Annotated in this window: 14 protein-coding genes; 3 read left to right on the plus strand and 11 right to left on the minus strand. The window is 58.4% G+C overall.

The window, feature by feature from the left end:
- Window positions 1-73: 73 nt before the first annotated feature.
- Entirely contained in the window at window positions 74-1003 is a 930-nt protein-coding gene (locus ACMGT0_RS23180; RefSeq protein ID WP_054058596.1) for an electron transfer flavoprotein subunit alpha/FixB family protein, read from the minus strand.
- Window positions 1004-1005: 2 nt separating this feature from the next.
- On the minus strand, window positions 1006-1755 hold the full coding sequence (locus tag ACMGT0_RS23185) for an electron transfer flavoprotein subunit beta/FixA family protein (RefSeq protein WP_054058597.1): 750 nt from the start codon (window positions 1753-1755) through the stop codon (window positions 1006-1008).
- A 530-nt stretch (window positions 1756-2285) separates the two neighbouring features.
- On the opposite strand from ACMGT0_RS23185, the gene ACMGT0_RS23190 reads away from it, so the two are divergent.
- From ACMGT0_RS23190 to ACMGT0_RS23200, 3 genes are all read left to right on the plus strand, one after another.
- Window positions 2286-3950, plus strand: a complete 1665-nt coding sequence (locus ACMGT0_RS23190; RefSeq protein WP_054062965.1) for an electron transfer flavoprotein-ubiquinone oxidoreductase — start codon at window positions 2286-2288, stop codon at window positions 3948-3950.
- A 467-nt stretch (window positions 3951-4417) separates the two neighbouring features.
- Window positions 4418-4690: a helix-turn-helix transcriptional regulator gene (locus ACMGT0_RS23195; RefSeq protein ID WP_054058599.1), complete on the plus strand. Its 273-nt coding sequence runs from the start codon at window positions 4418-4420 to the stop codon at window positions 4688-4690.
- A gap of 133 nt (window positions 4691-4823) precedes the next feature.
- Window positions 4824-5462 carry a response regulator gene (locus ACMGT0_RS23200; protein ID WP_054062966.1) on the plus strand — a complete coding sequence of 213 codons (639 nt, stop codon included), beginning with the start codon at window positions 4824-4826 and terminating at the stop codon, window positions 5460-5462.
- 179 nt (window positions 5463-5641) lie between these two features.
- On the opposite strand, the gene ACMGT0_RS23205 is transcribed toward ACMGT0_RS23200, so the two are convergent.
- The 9 genes from ACMGT0_RS23205 to ACMGT0_RS23245 form a co-directional block, all read right to left on the minus strand.
- Window positions 5642-6739 (minus strand): RHS repeat-associated core domain-containing protein, encoded by a 1098-nt coding sequence (locus tag ACMGT0_RS23205; RefSeq protein ID WP_416769956.1) that lies wholly within the window; start codon window positions 6737-6739, stop codon window positions 5642-5644.
- Between the two features lie 173 nt (window positions 6740-6912).
- On the minus strand, window positions 6913-7929 hold the full coding sequence (locus ACMGT0_RS23210; RefSeq protein WP_416769958.1) for an RHS repeat-associated core domain-containing protein: 1017 nt from the start codon (window positions 7927-7929) through the stop codon (window positions 6913-6915).
- A 232-nt stretch (window positions 7930-8161) separates the two neighbouring features.
- Window positions 8162-9238, minus strand: coding sequence for an RHS repeat-associated core domain-containing protein (locus ACMGT0_RS23215; RefSeq protein ID WP_416769960.1), 1077 nt, complete (start codon window positions 9236-9238; stop codon window positions 8162-8164).
- Between the two features lie 253 nt (window positions 9239-9491).
- Window positions 9492-10427 (minus strand): RHS repeat-associated core domain-containing protein, encoded by a 936-nt coding sequence (locus ACMGT0_RS23220; protein WP_416769962.1) that lies wholly within the window; start codon window positions 10425-10427, stop codon window positions 9492-9494.
- 368 nt (window positions 10428-10795) lie between these two features.
- Window positions 10796-11938 (minus strand): RHS repeat-associated core domain-containing protein, encoded by a 1143-nt coding sequence (locus tag ACMGT0_RS23225; protein ID WP_416769964.1) that lies wholly within the window; start codon window positions 11936-11938, stop codon window positions 10796-10798.
- Window positions 11939-12074: 136 nt separating this feature from the next.
- On the minus strand, window positions 12075-12473 hold the full coding sequence (gene vapC, locus ACMGT0_RS23230) for a type II toxin-antitoxin system tRNA(fMet)-specific endonuclease VapC (protein WP_416769966.1): 399 nt from the start codon (window positions 12471-12473) through the stop codon (window positions 12075-12077).
- On the minus strand, window positions 12473-12703 hold the full coding sequence (gene vapB / locus ACMGT0_RS23235) for a type II toxin-antitoxin system VapB family antitoxin (RefSeq protein WP_054059261.1): 231 nt from the start codon (window positions 12701-12703) through the stop codon (window positions 12473-12475). The genes vapC and vapB overlap by 1 nt, the downstream gene beginning before the upstream one ends.
- A 361-nt stretch (window positions 12704-13064) precedes the next feature.
- Window positions 13065-13325 carry a hypothetical protein gene (locus tag ACMGT0_RS23240; protein ID WP_054062969.1) on the minus strand — a complete coding sequence of 87 codons (261 nt, stop codon included), beginning with the start codon at window positions 13323-13325 and terminating at the stop codon, window positions 13065-13067.
- 241 nt (window positions 13326-13566) lie between these two features.
- On the minus strand, window positions 13567-18360 hold the full coding sequence (locus ACMGT0_RS23245; RefSeq protein WP_416769968.1) for an RHS repeat-associated core domain-containing protein: 4794 nt from the start codon (window positions 18358-18360) through the stop codon (window positions 13567-13569).
- Window positions 18361-18365 lie beyond the last annotated feature (5 nt).

Raw genomic sequence — 18365 nt, forward strand, 5'->3', positions numbered from 1 at the left:
GTACAGATACAGCGATTCGGTAAAAAAAAACCCGGTCACCAGACCGGGTTCTCTTATAAGTGAAGCGGCTGGATCAGACCAGCTTTTCCAACTCGGGCACGGCTTCGAACAGGTCAGCGACCAGGCCGTAGTCGGCCACCTGGAAGATCGGCGCCTCTTCGTCCTTGTTGATCGCGACGATCACCTTGGAATCCTTCATGCCGGCCAGGTGCTGGATCGCGCCGGAGATGCCGACGGCGATGTACAGCTGTGGCGCGACGATCTTGCCGGTCTGGCCGACCTGCATGTCGTTCGGCACGAAACCGGCGTCGACCGCGGCGCGGGAAGCGCCGACTGCCGCGCCCAGCTTGTCGGCCAGGGCGTACAGGTGCTTGAAGTTGTCGCCGTTCTGCATGCCGCGGCCGCCGGAGACGACGATCTTGGCAGCGGTCAGCTCAGGACGATCGGACTTGGCCAGCTCTTCGCCGACGAACGACGATTTGCCCGCATCGTGAGCGGCGCCAACGGCTTCGACGGCAGCCGAGCCCCCTTCGGCGGCAACCGGGTCGAAACCGGTTGCACGCACGGTGATGACCTTGACCGCAGCGCTCGATTGCACGGTGGCAATCGCGTTACCGGCATAGATCGGGCGCTTGAAGGTATCGGCGCTTTCCACCGAGATGATCTCGGAGATCTGGTCGACGTCCAGTTGGGCGGCCACGCGTGGCAGGATGTTCTTGCCGTTGGAGGTGGCGGCGGCCAGGACGTGGCTGTAGCCCTTGCCCAGCTCGGCAGCCAGGGGAGCGACGTTCTCCGGCAGTTGATGAGCGTAGGCGGCGTTGTCGGCCACCAGCACTTTCGACACGCCAGCGATTTTCGCGGCGGCTTCGGCAACGGCGCCAACGCCCTGGCCGGCAACCAGCACGTGGATGTCACCACCGATCTTCGCGGCGGCGCCAACGGTGTTCAGGGTGGCCGGAGCGACGGTTTTGTTGTCGTGTTCGGCGATTACCAAGATAGTCATGTTCAGATTACCTTCGCTTCGTTTTTCAGTTTCTCGACCAGTTCTGCAACCGACTTGACCTTGATGCCCGCGCTGCGTGCAGCCGGTGCTTCAACCTTCAGGGTCTTGTTGGTGGAGGCGGTGGAAACGCCCAAAGCATCCGGAGTCAGCGTCTCGAGCGGCTTCTTCTTGGCTTTCATGATGTTCGGCAGCGACGCATAGCGTGGCTCGTTCAGGCGCAGGTCGGTGGTGACGATGGCCGGCAGGCTCAGCGACACAGTCTGCAGGCCGCCGTCGATTTCGCGGGTCACGGCAACCTTGTCGCCCGCCACTTCGACTTTCGAGGCGAAGGTGCCCTGGGCGTAGCCGCTCAGCGCAGCCAGCATCTGGCCAGTCTGGTTGTTGTCGCTGTCGATCGCCTGCTTGCCGAGGATCACCAGTTGTGGCTGTTCCTTGTCGACCACGGCCTTGAGCAGCTTGGCCACGGCCAGGGAGTTCAGTTCGTCGGCGGACTCGACCAGGATGGCGCGGTCGGCACCCAGCGCCAGCGCGGTACGCAGTTGCTCCTGGGCGGTGGACGGGCCGATGGTGACGACGACGATTTCAGTCGCCACGCCTTTTTCCTTCAGACGTACCGCTTCTTCCACGGCGATTTCGCAGAACGGGTTCATCGACATCTTGACGTTGGCGAGGTCGACGCCGGAATTGTCCGCCTTGACGCGAACCTTGACGTTGTAATCGACAACGCGTTTGACAGCTACAAGAACCTTCATGGATTCCTCACTCTCCGGTGAAAAGAAAGTCGCCCAGGCGTACCTGGCGGTTGGATGCTCAGCGGCGCGCGCGTGAAGCTCAAGGGCACCTCCAAAAACGCCGACATCTGCACGAAAGCCTGGCTGTCTTCCGGTTCATGACCGTCCGTCCGACGTGACCGTGCAGTCACGGGACCGATGGACGTGTAAACTTCGCGCCAGAATCGGCGTGCCACTTCACTTTCGCTGTCTTCGTCCTGTCTTTAGACGTGCTCTTGCGGCCTCCGTTTAGCCTACGGCAAGCGCAAAACCGCTCGTATCTTGACCGGAACGCCTATTCTGGTCAATACGGCAAAATGGTCAGTCATAAGCCGCGCTACTTTGATTTATCTGGCCTCCAGCGAATTCAAACAAACGTTTGTATTGGACGCTGATAGTGGTGTAGATATAATGCGCCACCTAGAGAGAAAGATGTCTCCCCCCTCCTGGAGCGGGACACCAAACCTCCAATCAGAAGAAAACTGTTGAGCCTTGAGAGTAGGAGAGAGTCTGTGGAACGCGAATACATGGAATTCGACGTGGTCATCGTCGGTGCCGGCCCCGCAGGCCTGTCCGCCGCCTGCCGGCTGAAACAGAAAGCCGCCGAAGCGGGTCAGGAAATCAGCGTCTGCGTCGTGGAAAAAGGCTCCGAGGTCGGTGCCCACATCCTTTCCGGCGCGGTGTTCGAACCACGGGCCCTGAACGAACTGTTCCCGGACTGGAAGGAACTCGGTGCGCCGCTCAATACCCCGGTCAAGCGCGACGACATCTATGTCCTGCGCAACGGCGAGACCGCGACCAAGGTTCCCGACTTCTTCGTGCCCAAGACCATGCACAACGAAGGCAACTACATCATCTCCCTGGGCAACCTGTGCCGCTGGCTGGCCCAGCAGGCCGAGAACCTGGGCGTGGAGATCTACCCGGGCTTCGCCGCCCAGGAAGCGCTGTTCGACGAAAATGGCGTGGTACGCGGCATCATCACCGGCGACCTCGGCGTCGACCGTGAAGGCAACCCGAAAGACGGCCTGTACACCCCCGGCATGGAACTGCGTGGCAAATACACGCTGTTCGCCGAAGGTTGCCGCGGCCACATCGGCAAGCAACTGATCGCACGCTTCAAGCTCGACAGCGAAGCCGACGCCCAGCACTACGGCATCGGCCTCAAGGAAATCTGGGAAATCGACCCGGCCAGGCACCAGCCGGGCCTGGTGGTCCACACCGCCGGCTGGCCGCTGGACATCATGGGCACCGAGAACACCGGTGGTTCCTTCCTCTATCACCTGGAAAACAACCAGGTGGTGGTCGGCCTGATCGTCGACCTGTCCTACAGCAACGCCTACCTGTCGCCGTTCGACGAGTTCCAGCGCCTCAAGCACCACCCGGTGCTCAAGCAGTACCTGGAAGGCGGCAAGCGCATCAGCTACGGCGCCCGCGCCATCTGCAAGGGCGGCCTGAACTCGCTGCCCAAGATGGTCTTCAACGGCGGCGCACTGATCGGCTGCGACCTCGGCACCCTGAACTTCGCCAAGATCAAGGGCAGCCACACCGCGATGAAATCCGGCATGCTCGCCGCCGAAGCGGTGGCCGAGAAGCTGCTGGCCGGCGCCGAGGGCGGTGACCAGCTGGACAACTACGTCATCTCGTTCAAGGCCAGCTGGCTGTACGAGGAACTGTTCGCCAGCCGCAACTTCGGCGCGGCCATCCACAAGTACGGCCCGATCATCGGTGGCGGTTTCAACTGGGTCGAGCAGAACCTGTTCGGCGGCAAGCTGCCCTTCACCCTGCACGACAACAAGCCGGACTACGCCTGCCTGAAGCTGGCCAAGGACTCGGTGAAAATCGACTACCCCAAGCCGGACGGCAAGCTCAGCTTCGACAAGCTCAGCTCGGTATTCCTCTCCAGCACCAACCATGAAGAAGAACAGCCGTGCCACCTCAAGCTCAAGGATGCGAGCATTCCGCTGACCAGGAACCTGCCGCTGTACGACGAGCCGGCGCAGCGCTACTGCCCAGCGGGCGTGTATGAAGTGATCACCCAGGAAGACGGCGAGAAGCGCTTCCAGATCAACGCCCAGAACTGCGTGCACTGCAAGACCTGCGACATCAAGGATCCATCGCAGAATATCACCTGGGTGGCGCCGGAAGGGGCTGGTGGCCCGACCTATCCGAACATGTGAGATGGCTGGCTGAATGGCATCAAGGCTCCTTCGGGGGCCTTTTTGTTGCCTTTTCGAAAGCAGGAAACACTCGGTAAGAAAACGACCAGCGGCACCCGAAAAACCAGCGTGCTCCGCCCCCGCCCCTGCCCTCTCCCCCCGAAAAACCACCGGTAAAAAACGCTCCATTAACTGACTGTAAACAAAGACCTTCCCCGTCTTTTCTGGCTACCGGCCCGCCTGATCCTCCAGCCCACAGCACATAAAGAATCAGCTTACAGAAACGGACCACTCATCCAAGTACAGTTTCCATCGGTCGCCACCTGTCAATTCTGACAGGTCCCAAACGGCGTTTTTTTGTTTATAACCTCATGGGCAACCTAGGGAAGTCACCGCTGGCCTCAGGGCCGTTTCCGTCAGGGATCCCGAGCCGCCCAGCCCGAAAACCGATTGAAGTTCCTCAACTGTTTTTTGCGGGAGTTTCCGATATGCGTGCGTTACAACCCAAACCCACCCCCTCCCTTCCCCCAGTCGTACAACCCAGCGGCGATGGCGCGCCCCACATCCGACTCACCCGCAAGGAGCTGGAGGTCATGCGCTGGGCGATGTTGGGCAAGTCCTCCTGGGAAATCGCCCGGATCCTCGACTGCACGGAGTCGGCGGTGAATTACCACTTCGCCAATATCCGTGTGAAATTCAACGTGTCATCGCGCTGGGTCGCCTTGCGCCAGGCCGCTCAGATGGGCCTGGTAAAGCCGTGATTCCATGCCCTGCATGAATCCGCGCCCTTGACCTGATCGTCACACGAGACCTGCACTCGGCGGTTGTGACCCTCAGGATCCGCAACGCCAGCTTCTTCGCCCCAGCCACCTTCCAAGCCCAAGATCCCGTTCCATGACCCGACATATCCTCCTGGCCGACGATCATCCCGTCGTGCTGCAAGGTGCGCGAATGGCCATTACCGTCGCCAACCGCGATGCCGACCTGACCTTGCACGAAGCCCTGAGCACCGATGCCCTGGTCACCCATTTGCAACGGCACCCTTGCGACCTGCTGCTGACCGACCTGTCCATGCCCAATGGCCGCTTCCCCGATGGCATTACCCTGATCGGCTATATCCGCCGGCATTATCCAACGCTCAAGGTGCTGGTGATGACCATGCTCAGCAGCCCGGCGCTGCTGCGCGAGCTGCTCGACCAGGGGGTGACCGGGCTGTTCGACAAGAATCGACCACTGCACGAATTGAGCAACGCCGTGGCCCAGGTCGGGGCCGACCGCCGCTACCTCAGCCCCAGCTTCGCGCTGATGCTGAAAATGCACGGCACCAGCGACCTGCTCGATGCCCCGCTGTCGCAACGGGAGCTGGAAGTGCTGCGCCTGTTCGGCCAGTCCTGCAACGGCCGACAGATCGCCGAACGGCTCAATCGCAGCGAAAAGACCATCAGCCGGCAGAAGCGCAGCGCCATGGAAAAGCTGGGGCTGCGGCATGATAGCGAGCTGGTGGACTATATGCGGCGGGCGGGGTTGGGCTGACGCTCTCTCGAAACCATCACGCCCTTGTAGGAGCAGCCGGTCGACGCTCGATTGCTCGCGATGGACGTTAACGATAACGCGGGATATCTGATACTTCGCGGTACCTAGACCAGTATTGTGAGCAATCGAGCGCCGACCGGCTCCTCCTATAAGTACAGCGTCAAGCACGGGCTTACGATTCAATCTACGCGCATATCAAATATCACATCCTCCAAAGTGCGGATAAACCAGCGGGGATCATTCCTCACTCTAGGATGAAGAGGCGGCCGACCGCTGTCAGGCAGGCGCCAACCCCCAATTAAACTATCAAGCTCCTTAAACTTTCTATAAAAAGAAGCCCGAAGCTCCTGATACTCCTTTCTAAGAGGGACAACATGCACACGAGCAGCCTTATTTATTCTACTATACGATATCATGCGATCAGCATTATAAGTCTCAACTAGAAACTTTTCCCGCTTCATAATGGCATTGCTACGCCCCACAAGGTCAGCATTCATATTTCTTAGACCACTTAGATTTTCACGACCAGGAAATATACGCTGCGCCTCCAAGGACTGAAAAAGCCTTTCCAAATCATTCGCTGGAAATTTATCTGTCGGATTACTGACAATATCAAAAAAATAGCCCGGCTTAGTAGGAGGATTAATATCGACACCATGAACAGTGACATAAACTCCACGCTGAGCGCCCCCTCTGGGCCTCTGCGCGGTAAGATTTCCCAGTCCCTTAAATAAACTCATCATTCCAGGAATATGCCCCGTAGGATCTAGCTGGTTAACCGGATCTCCTTCACAATACCTATAGGCATTGATACCGCCCTTGCCAAACGGACTCAAACTGTCCGGACTATTGAACCGCATCAACACCGGATTGAACGCCCGATAGCCATTGCCCAACAGATAATGCCCAGTCACCGGGTCCGGCTGTTCGCCACTGAAGCCCAACAAGCTCAACAAGCCGCTGCCGGGTGTCCGATGGCCATAGGGGCTGTACGCCATGGCCTGACGCTGCACGCCGTCCACAGCCTGTAACACCGAACCTTGTTGATCCGTTGCCAGCAGAGTGGCCTCGCGGTCTGCCCCTTGTCGCCGCTGCTGGGCCATCCGCCAATCATCCGATTGGAAGAACGAATGGGTAATCGCCCCCTGTATCTCAGTGGCCAGGCGGCTTTTGCAATAGAAACGCTGTTGCGGGTCAAGGTTGACCGGACTGCAGGCCACCAACCGGTCGAGCGGGTCGTAACGGTACTGGCTCAGCAAGGTGCGCAAGATTGCCATGGCCTGGCTCCAAAGGGGTTGCTATCCCTTCAGGCAGTGTCCGCCCAACCAGCGATGCTGACTACTGGCAGAACTATCAGGTTCCCGCCGGCAGGCATCCCCCAGGCGCGTACCATCGAGAAGTGGCAACCTGTACGACAGTTGAGACCTCGATCAGAAAACTCTCGAAACCTTTACCCTCTGTTGGGCGAATCCTCAAATGTCTCCCATTTTGTCTCGCCGCTGCGTATTTTGCCAACCTGTTCTTTTGGAGATTCAAACCTGGGGACAGGCTCAAACAGGTGCTTTTTCAACTCAGCCCGGAACAAATTATATTCCTTCTTATATTCAAGCCTCTGATTTTCTATCGACAGGACCCATTGAGGATAACCATTAATACGGCCAATAGTATTACCCTCAGAACTAATTCTTTCAGCGAGCGCCCTCTCAGCCTTTACAACTTCAGTATTCCTGAAAACCAACTCCCTATCCCGAGACAGCATTTTTGAAACACCCTCACTGGCGCGATCATACAAAGTCTCGTCAATCCCTTTGTAAACGGGTGTAGGATCATTGAAAAAATCTGGGGCATATTCCTTGTAAAGTTTAACCTCAACACCCTGAATGGAGTAGTTTATTCTTTTTTTGGGATACTGCCCGAAAATCTCAAACATTTTACGGAATTTGATATGCCCTGTCGGGTCAACGTTGTTAACGGGTTCCCCCACACAGTAGGCATACGCATTCATCCCACCCTTATCAAACGGACTCAGACTGTCCGGGCTATTGAAGCGCATCAACACCGGATTGAACGCCCGATAGCCATTGCCCAACAGATAATGCCCGGTCACCGGCTCGGCCCGCTCGCCGTTGAAGCCCAGCAGGCTCGACAGACCATTGGCAGGCGCACGGTGGCCATAGGGGCTGTACACCATGGCCTGGTGTTGGGCTCTATCCAGGGCCTGTAGCACCGAGCCTTGCTGGTCCGTTGCCAGCAGGTTGGTCTCGCGGCCCGCACCCTGTCGCCGTTGCTGGGCCAACGGGACGTTATCCGACAGGAAGAACGTATGGGCCACCGCGCCCTGGATCTCGGTGGCCAGGCGGCTTTTGCAATAGAAACGCTGATGCGGTGCCAGGTTGGTCGGGGCGCAAGCCACCAGCCGATCAAGCGGATCGTACCGGTACTGGCTCAGGATAAGGACGGTTGCCATCGTGCGGACTCCAAAGAGGTGCAATCCCTAGGGACAGTGTCCGCCTGACCAGGGGTGCTGGCTACTTGTTAGAACTATCAGGTTTTTGCACCACGCAGGCGCCCGCCCGATACTCGGGTCGCTACTGCAGGCAAACCATGGACTGTAGGCACAGGACTTCAGGCGAGACAAAGCAAAAAAATGGCAGCCGGAATAATCGACCACAGCCCTTACTCCTTACAGACTACTCAACCTAATTCAATTGCTGCACCCAATATTTATGTTCAGGCGAACCCGACAGCCCAGACGCTCTAAGCAAAAGAATCTCACGCATAATCCGTCTTCTTTTTTTTGAAGCTTGTCTATCAGCCACTGGCGAGGCCGCAGTAGTTACAGACGAATCACTTCCCGCAGCGGGTGAATCAGCATCCTCCCGAATTCGCGGCACCTCAGTCGCGGGTTGTTGTTCTTGCGCCGGCTTGAACCCTCCGATTTTTTGCCGTGCCACCGGAGCAGGTTGTCGAGACTCCAACGACAGCACTTGCCTCCCGCTGTAAAAGTCTTCCGATATAGCCCCCAAGGTTGGTCGACGCTGCCACGGATAAGCCGTGGTTATCCCTTCAGCAGCACTGGCCAGGTCAGGCACAGCTCGAGAGGTACCTGCAGATGAACCTGACCAAGCAGTTCGAGATGCAACTACAGCACGACCACTGGAACCCGCAGCAGCCCCGGACACGCGGCCGGTCTGTGTCAGGGAGGACGATGCTACTGTCCCAAGCGAATTCATTTGCTTCGGCACCCACACATGCCCAGTCGGGTCCACCCTGTTGATCGAATCTCCACCACAATACGCATAGGCATTGATCCGGCCCTTGTCGAACGGGCTCAAACTGTCCGGGCTGTTGAACCGCATCAACACCGGATTGAACGCCCGATAGCCATCGCCCAGCAGATAATGCCCGGTCACCGGCTCGGCCCGCTCGCCGTTGAAGCCCAGCAGGCTCGACAGGCCACCGCCAGGCGTGCGCTGGCCATAAGGGCTGTACACCATGGCCTCGGCTTGCGCCCCACCCAGGAACTGCAGCACCGAACCGGGTTGATCCGTCGCCAGCAGGCCGGTGTCGTGGTGCTCCCCTTTGCGCCGCCGTTGAGCCAGCAGCCAGTCATCCGTCCGGAAAAACGAATACGCAATCGCCCCCTGAATCTCACTGGCCAGACGGCTTTTGCAGTAGAAGCGCTGTTGTGGCCCAAGGTTGGCTGTGTTGCACGCCAACAGCCGGTCGAGCGGGTCGTAGCGGTACTGACTGAGCAAGGTGCGAGAGGTTGGCATGGCGCGGGCTCCAGAGGCCTTGATATCCCTGGAGACAGTGTCCACCTGAGGGGCGGCGATGGATACTGGCAGAAGTATCAGGTTTCTGCGCCAGGGCATCCGGCCTGCGCAGGCACTCCCTCGAAGCCGCCACGCCCTGTAGAAGCGGGGCTTGCCTGCGAAGCTCCTATCAGCCTCACTGGCCTATTCGCGGCGGTCCGACACCTCGGTGAATCGGGGCTCTGTTCAGAACCATCGCCGAACGACAACCCATCTATTTTCCCCGCCTTAGTTGCATTGCCTGTTCATAAGTTGGCGGAGGCGGTTCGGGAGGCGTTGAGCTCAGCACCATCCCGAACTTCCGTGCCAACTTATCTGACCGCTGTATAGAAGCTAGCTTTGTTGTCTGAATATACTCAGGTGGCAAATCTGCAGAGGAGAGCAGAGGTTGAGTCCCTCCCCCCTGCACAATACTCCCGGCTCTTCGAGTCATGCTCGCGCCGGGCACAGTCCTCGCTCCACCCGGGTTAAGAAATATAGATCCCAATCCCATCACGGCTAACCCCGTTATCGAACCGGCTATAGCCAACGCCTGACCAGCCTTGTCCCCCAGAGCGAGGCCACCAATAACCGAACCGACAGTCAGAACCCCACCCACTGCAAAAGCAGCAAGCCTCCAATAAAAATGCCCTGTTGGGTCAATGTTGCCCACAGGGTTCAAACCACAATACGCATAGGCATTGATCCCCCCCTTATCGAACGGACTCTGGCTGTCCGGGCTATTGAAGCGCATCAACACCGGATTGAACGCCCGATAGCCATCGCCCAGCAGATAATGCCCGGTCACCGGCTCGGCCCGCTCGCCGTTGAAGCCCAGCAGGCTCGACAGGCCACCGCCAGGCGTGCGCTGGCCATAAGGGCTGTACACCATGGCCTCGGCTTGCGCCTCACCCAGGAACTTCAGCACCGAACCGGGTTGATCCGTCGCCAGCAGGCCGGTGTCCTGGTGTTCCCCTTTGCGCCGCCGTTGAGCCAGCAGCCAGTCATCCGTCCGGAAAAACGAATACGCAATCGCCCCCTGAATCTCACTGGCCAGGCGGCTTTTGCAGTAGAAGCGCTGTTGTGGCCCAAGGTTGGCTGTGTTGCACGCCAACAGCCGGTCGAGCGGGTCGTAGCGGTACTGACTGAGCAAGGTGCGAGAGGTTGGCATGGAACGGGCTCCAGAGAGTTCGATATCTCTGGAGAACAGTGTCCATCTACCCGACGGCGCTGGGTACTGACAGAAGTATCAGGTTTCTGCCCAGGCCCTGGCGGGAGTACAGACGCCCGCCCCGAACACGGTCCCCTTGCAGGAGCCACCAAACTCGTATCGCTAATATGAGCGGCCTATGAACCATAGGAGCAAGGTTTCAGATAAGGCAAAGGACAACATGAGGGAGTTTTAGGAATTATGGATACCGCCACTCCCTGCTCTCGCCTTAAGCAGAGCAGGCTTCACTTCCACACAAGGTTTCGTCTAGTGTGAAAGTGAAGCCTGACTTTACTACAACCGCGCAACAACGCAACTTAACAAAAATCTCACCAATTTCTCACAGTTCTCACCAACTTCGTCACCGTCACAAGCTTATTTCTTTCATTACGTATCTTATCTTCATCTTTCACCCATTGCCTGCTACGAGCCTTCTCCAGCCTACGGGTCAATTCATCATATTTTTTTTGATTTGAAATCGACACAGTTTTTTCAGTCACCTCAGTAACAGGGTGTACAAACTTTCTGGTTACCTCTGATGACATTGAATATTTCGCAGCAACCTGAGAATAAGAGGGAGGAGCATCAGAGGAAAGAGTAGTAGCCTCAGAATAAGAGGGAGGAGCCCCAGAATAAGGACGAGCAGTAGCCTGAGAATCTGGGGGAAGATTAAGAATCCCACCCCATTCTAAATCCCTTTCAGCCCGACTAGTTTGATCGCGCCGTATAGCAGCCTCTCGATTGTTACGCGCCCGCCAATCTCTTTGAACTCTGCTCGCTCTAGCATAAATACCTAAGAGCCCAGACGAAATTGAGACTATCCCCATTAACGCACCAGCTACACTCAAAGCAACCTGAGTCTCGTCTTTTGTAAGGCCGGCAGCAATAGCTGAACCCGTCGCCGCTAACCCTGACACTAAGCTTATAAGCGCATAGGGATTGGCAAAATGCCCTGTAGGATCGATGTTGCCCACCGGATCCGCTTCACAGTAAGCATACCCATTGTACTTTCCAGCTCCAAACGGACTCAAGCTGTCCGGACTGTTGAACCGCATCAACACCGGATTGAAGGCCCGATAGCCATTACCCAATAAATAATGCCCGGTCACCGGGTCCGGCCGTTCGCCATTAAAGCCCCGCAAGCTCAATAGACCGTTGCCGGGTGCCCGATGGCCATAGGGGTTGTATGCAATAGCTTGACGTTGCCTCCCATCCAAGGCCTGCAGCACCGAACCTTGCTGGTCCGTCGCCAGCAGAACGGTCTCGCGGCCTGCCCCTTGTCGTCGCTGCTGGGCCAACAGTCCGTTATCCGACTGGAAGAACGAATGGACGATCGCCCCCTGAATCTCGGTGGCCAGGCGGCTTTTGCAATAGAAACGCTGTTGCGGGTCAAGGTTGACCGGACGGCAAGCCACCAACCGGTCGAGCGGGTCGTAGCGGTACTGGCTCAGCAAGGTGCGAGGGGTTGCCATGGCGCGGGCTCCAAGGGGTTCGAAATCCCTGGAGACAGTGTCCGCCTGGCCAGCGGCGCTGGCTACTGGCAGAAGTATCAGGCTTTCGCCCGGTGGCATCGCCCTGATATCCAATCAAACAATCGCCCGAGCCTTTCTAGACCCAGTCTTCCACCCGCAGGCCCGGCACCCGATCAAATTCGCGCAGATTGTTCGTGACCAGAATCAGCCCCTGCGAGCGGGCATGGCCGGCAATCATCTGGTCATAAGGACCAATGGGTGTACCCGCTCTCGCCAGTTCCGCACGAAGTTGCCCCGTGTGAGCGGCTGCGTCCTGATCGTACTTCAGTACCTCCAGGCGCGCTGCAAAGCCCTCGATATCCGCCAGATTCCGCCCTGGATTCGAGGACTTTTCCGCGCCGTATATCAGCTCCATCAGGGTGACGGCACTGATGCACATTTGCCCGTGGTGCGCATTGAACAACTCGCGCACGTGCTGAGGTTTGTTCTTCACGGTAAAGATGCAGATATTGGTATCGAGCATGAACTTGAGCATCAGAAAGACTCGCGCTCCTGATCGGCCGGCTGCTCACGATCCGTCATGAAATCAGCGGTTACGCCGTCGCCGTCAAACCAGCTATCCCAGGACTCACCCGCCGGCGTGATGATCCGCGATCTGCCGATAGAGATTACATCAACACGCTTTACGTCATCGGGCAGCGCAGCAGCCTTTGGCAAACGTACCGCCTGACTGCGGTTGCTTTGAAAAACAGAACCTTGCTCCATAACGCACCTGAAGGGATATGCCTAATGTATATCCCAGTGTAGATCGGCAAAGGGATATGTCAATGGGATATACAAAATCCCGATCCATTCGAGCCGTTTCAGCCAGCCTGAAAAACCTCAATGGTCCACCTACGGCATCCACCAGTAACACGTTCTGCCTGGACCGGCCTGTATGCCACCCGTCGGTCGAGCGAATCGTAACGGTACTGGCTCAGCAAGGTTCGAGAGATTGCCATGGCGCGGGCTCCAGAGGGTTCGATATCCCTGGAGCAGGGGCCGCCAGGCCAGCGGCGCTGGGTACTGGCAGAAGTATCAGGTTTGCGCCGCGCCCCTGGCAGGTGCTCAGGGGCGCGAGGGCGATTCAGGCCGGTAGGCGCCCGCCCAGTACATCCATCAGGTCGCAGCCATCGCGCAGCACCATGGCCGGAAGCTGGAGCAGGTGCTGGAAGTCGATATCATTGGCATTGTGCAACTCGATGCGGGCCAGGGATTCGAGCATCTGCGTTGCCGTTCGAAAGCGCGCGGCAGCGTTGGCGTGGAGGACATCGGTCGGGCTGTCGGCGTCGATCAGCAGGCTGGGGATCAGGCAATCGATGGCGGTGAGGGGGACGTATTTGGTCATGGGTAAGGCCTCGTTTTTAAATGAAAACATCGCTCGTCTATTTAACGAGTCGCCAAACCCGTGTCGCCAATATGAGCGACCAATGGACTATAGGCCCCAAGCCTCAGGCAGCGCAAGGCTGCAACAGCGGGGAAAGTTTTAGATATTGTATATAGAGATCAACCACTCATATTAAATATAAAAACATTCAATATTTCCATGCCGAGCAACACCCGGCATGAAAATATTGAACACAGTACTTTTACCCTCCCCCGCCAAACCTATGAGCAAGCCGATTCGGATCTTTAGGCAAATTATCCTTAGCAGGCAACGATGGAGTAAATTTTGTCTTCCTAGGTGCCTTTCCAGTCAACTGCTGCCGCATCATTCGATCATAAAGATTATCCCAAGTCCCATCCCTAACAACATTGGCTTTAGGCTTTTCAAGATTCACACTCGTGGATCCTTTTATCGGCGAAGACATGCGGTTTCCTGCCGAATTCATAACACTCTCATAACTACTATATGATGAAATCTCACTGGTACTGCGAGACAAACTGGTTGCAGCTCGCTCACCAGACACTGACGGCGACGGGAGCCCCTGCATTGGATTATCTTTAGGCAATGGATTAAATATCCTCCCGTTTGCATCCCTCGACGATACCTTATAGAATTCACGATGAGTTTCCAAAGGTGTACGCTTAGCCACATTTATAGATTTGACGCTAGAAGCTGGAGACGGAGGAGTAGCGGGAAGGATAGAAGAAGAACGAGGGTACACTTTCCCTGCTGCTGCAACCTTTTCCTTATATGCCCCCAACAGCCGAGAGAAGTGCCGTATAGGAGTACTTAAAAACCTCAAAGTATTAAAGTGCCCTGTCGGATCAATAGTATTTTCTGGATCCCCCTCACAATACGCATACGCATTCACCCCCCCGTCATCAAACGGACTCTCATTATCCGGGCTATAGAACCGCATCAACCCCGGGCTATACGCCCGGTAGCCGTTTCCCAGCAGATAGCACCCATTCTGCTCTTCCCGCAGTTCCCCATTGAACCCCAGCGTACACCCCTCCGCTCGCCCACCGCTGCGCTCACCATAAGCGCTATAGGCCATATCCCGGCGCTCTCCCTGCGGGTCGACTTCGCTGAGCACGCTGTTGGCCGCATCGCCGGCCAGCAATAGGGTGCCGTTACCCTGGCGCTCGGCCAGCAGGCTGTCGCCGCCGCGCATAAAGGTCCGGTTCTGCTCCGGCCCCAGGGTATTGGCCAGTTCCCCATCACGATAAAAGCGCTGCTGACTCTCGCCCCCCTCCTGCTGGTGCGAGAGGCTATCCAGCGGGTCATAGTTGTAACGCCGCGGCGTGCCACCGTCTGAAGCGCTGACGCTGAGCAGGCGATTGAGCGCATCGTATTCCAGGATTCGCCCGGCTTCGTCGGTGGTGAGGTTGCCATTGGGGTCGTAGGTCAGTTGAATCGATGGCGGGTAGCCGGCATCGCCAGCGTTGATCACCTCGGTCAACTGGACCGGGTCCTGGGGATTGTTGAACAGGTACTCGGCCACATTGCTCTTGCCATCGGCCGTCTCGGTGATCACCCAGGTGATATTGTCCAGCCCATCGAGGATGAAGGTCTGGCTGGCAATGGCATTGCCATAAGGGTCCTCAGGCGGCTGGCTGCCCGTGCAGGTATAAGTCTCCAGCCGGCGGCGCAGGTCATAGGTGTAGCGCTCGGCGCGCAGGGTCTCGCTGCCTTCGGCCAGGGTGCGAGTCAGCAGGGCATCGACATCGTCGTAGCGCTGGGTCAGCGTCTGCCGGATCCCATCGAGGTCGAAATGTCGCTCGATCTCGCGGTTGAACTCGTCGTATTCCAGGGCGATGCTCACCCGCCGCTTCTGACCGGGGGCACTCTCATCCTCGGTTTCGATCAGGCGGACATTGCCCAGCTCATCGTAATGGAAGCGCGACAGGGTGCTGCCCAGGGAGGTCTGTTCCAGACGGCCTTGCAGGTCGTAACGGTATTCCTGGGTCTGGCCCAGCACATCGGTGTATTCCAGCAGGCGCCCGCGCAGGCTGTAGAGGTAGTGCATCACCCGCTCGGGCCCGCCCTCGTCCTGGCGGGTCTCGCTTTTCAGTTCGCCGTGGCTGAAGTAGGTGCGGCTCAGGGTCTGGCCCGTTTCGCTGCAGCTCAACAGGCGGGCGTTCTGCGGGTCGTACTCGTAGTCGCTGGTGACTCCGGGCAGGCGGCGCTGCCGCGGTTCCTCACAGAGGGAGGGGCGGTACTCGTAACCGATATCCTGCCCACCGGGCGTGGTCACCAGCTTGGGCTGGTTCTGCTGCGGTTCATATTTGAGCGTCTGCAGGCGGCCACCAGTGACCGACTCGGTCATCCGTCCCAGGCCATCGAAGGCTTGCGTGCCCAGGGTCTTCTTGTCGACGCTGATCAGGGTGGGCCAGTCCTCGGCGCTGTGTTCGGCATACTCACGGACCACCACAGCCCCCAGTGGCAATCTGTTCTGCACCAGCCGGTCGAAGGCGTCGTAGCTGTATTCGGTGATCCGCAACGGGCTGCGTAACCCGACCTCTTCCTTCACCGAACGGCCCAGACCGTCATAGCTGTTCTTCTGCCGGCTGATCGGCTTGTCCGCCAGATCGATACGCTCGACCAGCACCGGCTTTTCGAACAGGTTGAACTGGGTGACGGTGACGCCGCTGCGCTTGGCCGGCGTGGCAGCGTCCTGTTGCCAGCTACGCTCCGTGGGCCCGGTCACGCCGTCGCCGATGGGGTCGGTCTCGGTGTGCTCCTCGACCCCGTCGGGGCGGATCACGCAGCACTGCTGGTTCCAGTCATCGAACTGGAACTGGCTGACCAGCGGTACGTTCTTGAACATTGCCCAGTCCACATCCCACCAGTCGAACTCCACCTGCCGGATCAGGTTGCCGAACTCGTCGTAGCTGGCCTCGTAGGTCTGGCGCATCGTCGTCGGCGTGGCACTGTCGGCATCGGCGCGCTCCTCGCGGATCGGTCGGTTCAGCCCATCGAGGGTGGTCACCGTCTTGACCCCCTTGACGTCGAACAGCCGTTGCTCGGCGCGCTGCTGCAGGTTGGACGACAGGGAGTATTCGTAGCGCCGCGTAGCCTTGTAGACAGGGTCGTCCGGCGCCACGGTCTCGCTGGTGACCCGGTTCAGGGCATCGTAGGTGCGGCGGATCTCCACATCGTTGTCATCGCGCTCCAGCAGCGACTCGCCATTGAGCAACGAACTTTCCAGGGTGATGAGCTTGTTCACCGTATCGAAGTCGGTGCTCAGGGTCTGCAGCGTCTGCAGCACGGTCTCACCCAGGCGGGCGCTGGCCAGCGCGCTGTAGACATAGTCGGTGTAGGTGGTCTTGCCGTTCATGACGACGCCCTGGCGCTGGATGCGGCCATGGCTCACCGGGTCGTCGGGCGCGTTGTAGTAGCTGTAGTCGGTACGTTGCAACTCGCTGTCGGTGGTGCCCTGCCGCACCCGGGTTTCCCGTTCGAGCGCCAGCCAGTCCGTACGGGCGCTGCCGGTCAGAGGTGGCTGGGCCGTGTAGCGATAGTCGGTACGCAGGGTCGGGGCTCCGGCAACATGGCCCGGCGCCGGGGTCGTGGTCTTGCGTTTGAGGTTACGGACAAAACCATCGGGGTCCGCGGGGCAGCCGTCCTCTCCCGCGGCCAGGTAGTAGGTATTGGTTTCGACGATGCCGTTGGCCTGGGTCTCCACCAGCGGGTTGCCGAAACTGTCGTAGGTGGTGCTCGACTTCTCGCTGCGCCGGCGATTGGTGTCGACCACCCACCAACGGTTGATCGTCTCGAAGGGCAACTGGAAATAGGCCGGCTGGCTGTCGAAGGGGCCATCGTCCAGGTGGTAGGTGGTCTCGACCTCCTGCTCCTTGTCATGGCGCCGGGTGGTTTCCCGGGTGAGCAGGTGAAAGCGGTTGAAGGTGCGCTTGATGCTGCGCAGCTTCTCACCCTTTTCCGACATCAGGTGCTCGGTGCTGCCGTACTCATAGCTGCGATCGGTGGCCTTGTAGAGGTTGTCCAGGCCGTCGTCGGTCCAGGTCAACGACAGGTTTCGTCCGAGGAAATTGTTCGAGGCGGGGTAGCTGCTGCTGTCGTCATAGCTGTAGCGGGTATCGACATCGGGCTGCCCGCCGCCGGGGAAAACCCGATGACGAGATACGCGGGGCACGGGCCGGCGGCCGCTGCCGGAGGGGAACTCATGGCCGACGGCATCGTAGTCCACGACTTCGCGCCCTCCCATGGGCGTCTGGATCTGCGACAGGCAGAAATAATCGCCGATCTTTTGATAATCCAGGCGCCAGCTGATATTGCTTCCGGCATCAGCCGGCAAGGTAATGACCCTGGCCAACTTGCTGGCGCTGGTATCCAGAGTCACCACATAGCTGGCCAGCGCACCATTGCCGGGGCCCTTGCCGGGATGCAGGTCCAGGGTCAGGCTGCCGGTATCGCGGCGCACCTGCACCAGGCGCCCCTGGATATCGTCGATCCACTCGAGCATCCAGTGGCGCTGCTCGAAACTCCGGTAACCGAGCGTGACCTTATGGCCTTCGGGCGACAGGATCTCCACCGGCAGGGCAATCCGATCATTGCCGCTGCCATGCACCTTGAGCCGCTCGATCAGGCCGGACTTGTGCACCAGGCGATAGTCGTAGTCCGCCCCGTCATGGGTATAGAAACGAAAGGTCGTCAGCTTGCGCTCCTTCATGATCTGTTCGTTGCCATCCTGCCCGGTGACCTTGAAGCGCTCGCCGGTGCTCAACGACAGCATCTGGTCATGGGGGGTGAACTGCGACAACTGCAGGTTCCAGCCCAACCCGTAACCGCTGTCGAGCAGATTCATCGGGTTGAAGCTCAGTGCCAGGGGCACCAGCGGACCATTGAGGTAGTTGGTCTTGAACTCCGGGAAGTCAATGGACAGGGTGTATTGGTTGGTTCGTGGATCAACCCCGCCCTGCCAGTAACTCATGAAGTTAAAGGCATTGGAATGAACTGAAGTGGCATCGCTCATGACCT

The organism is Pseudomonas sp. RHF3.3-3 (assembly GCF_048069595.1).
Taxonomy (GTDB): domain Bacteria; phylum Pseudomonadota; class Gammaproteobacteria; order Pseudomonadales; family Pseudomonadaceae; genus Aquipseudomonas; species Aquipseudomonas fuscovaginae_B.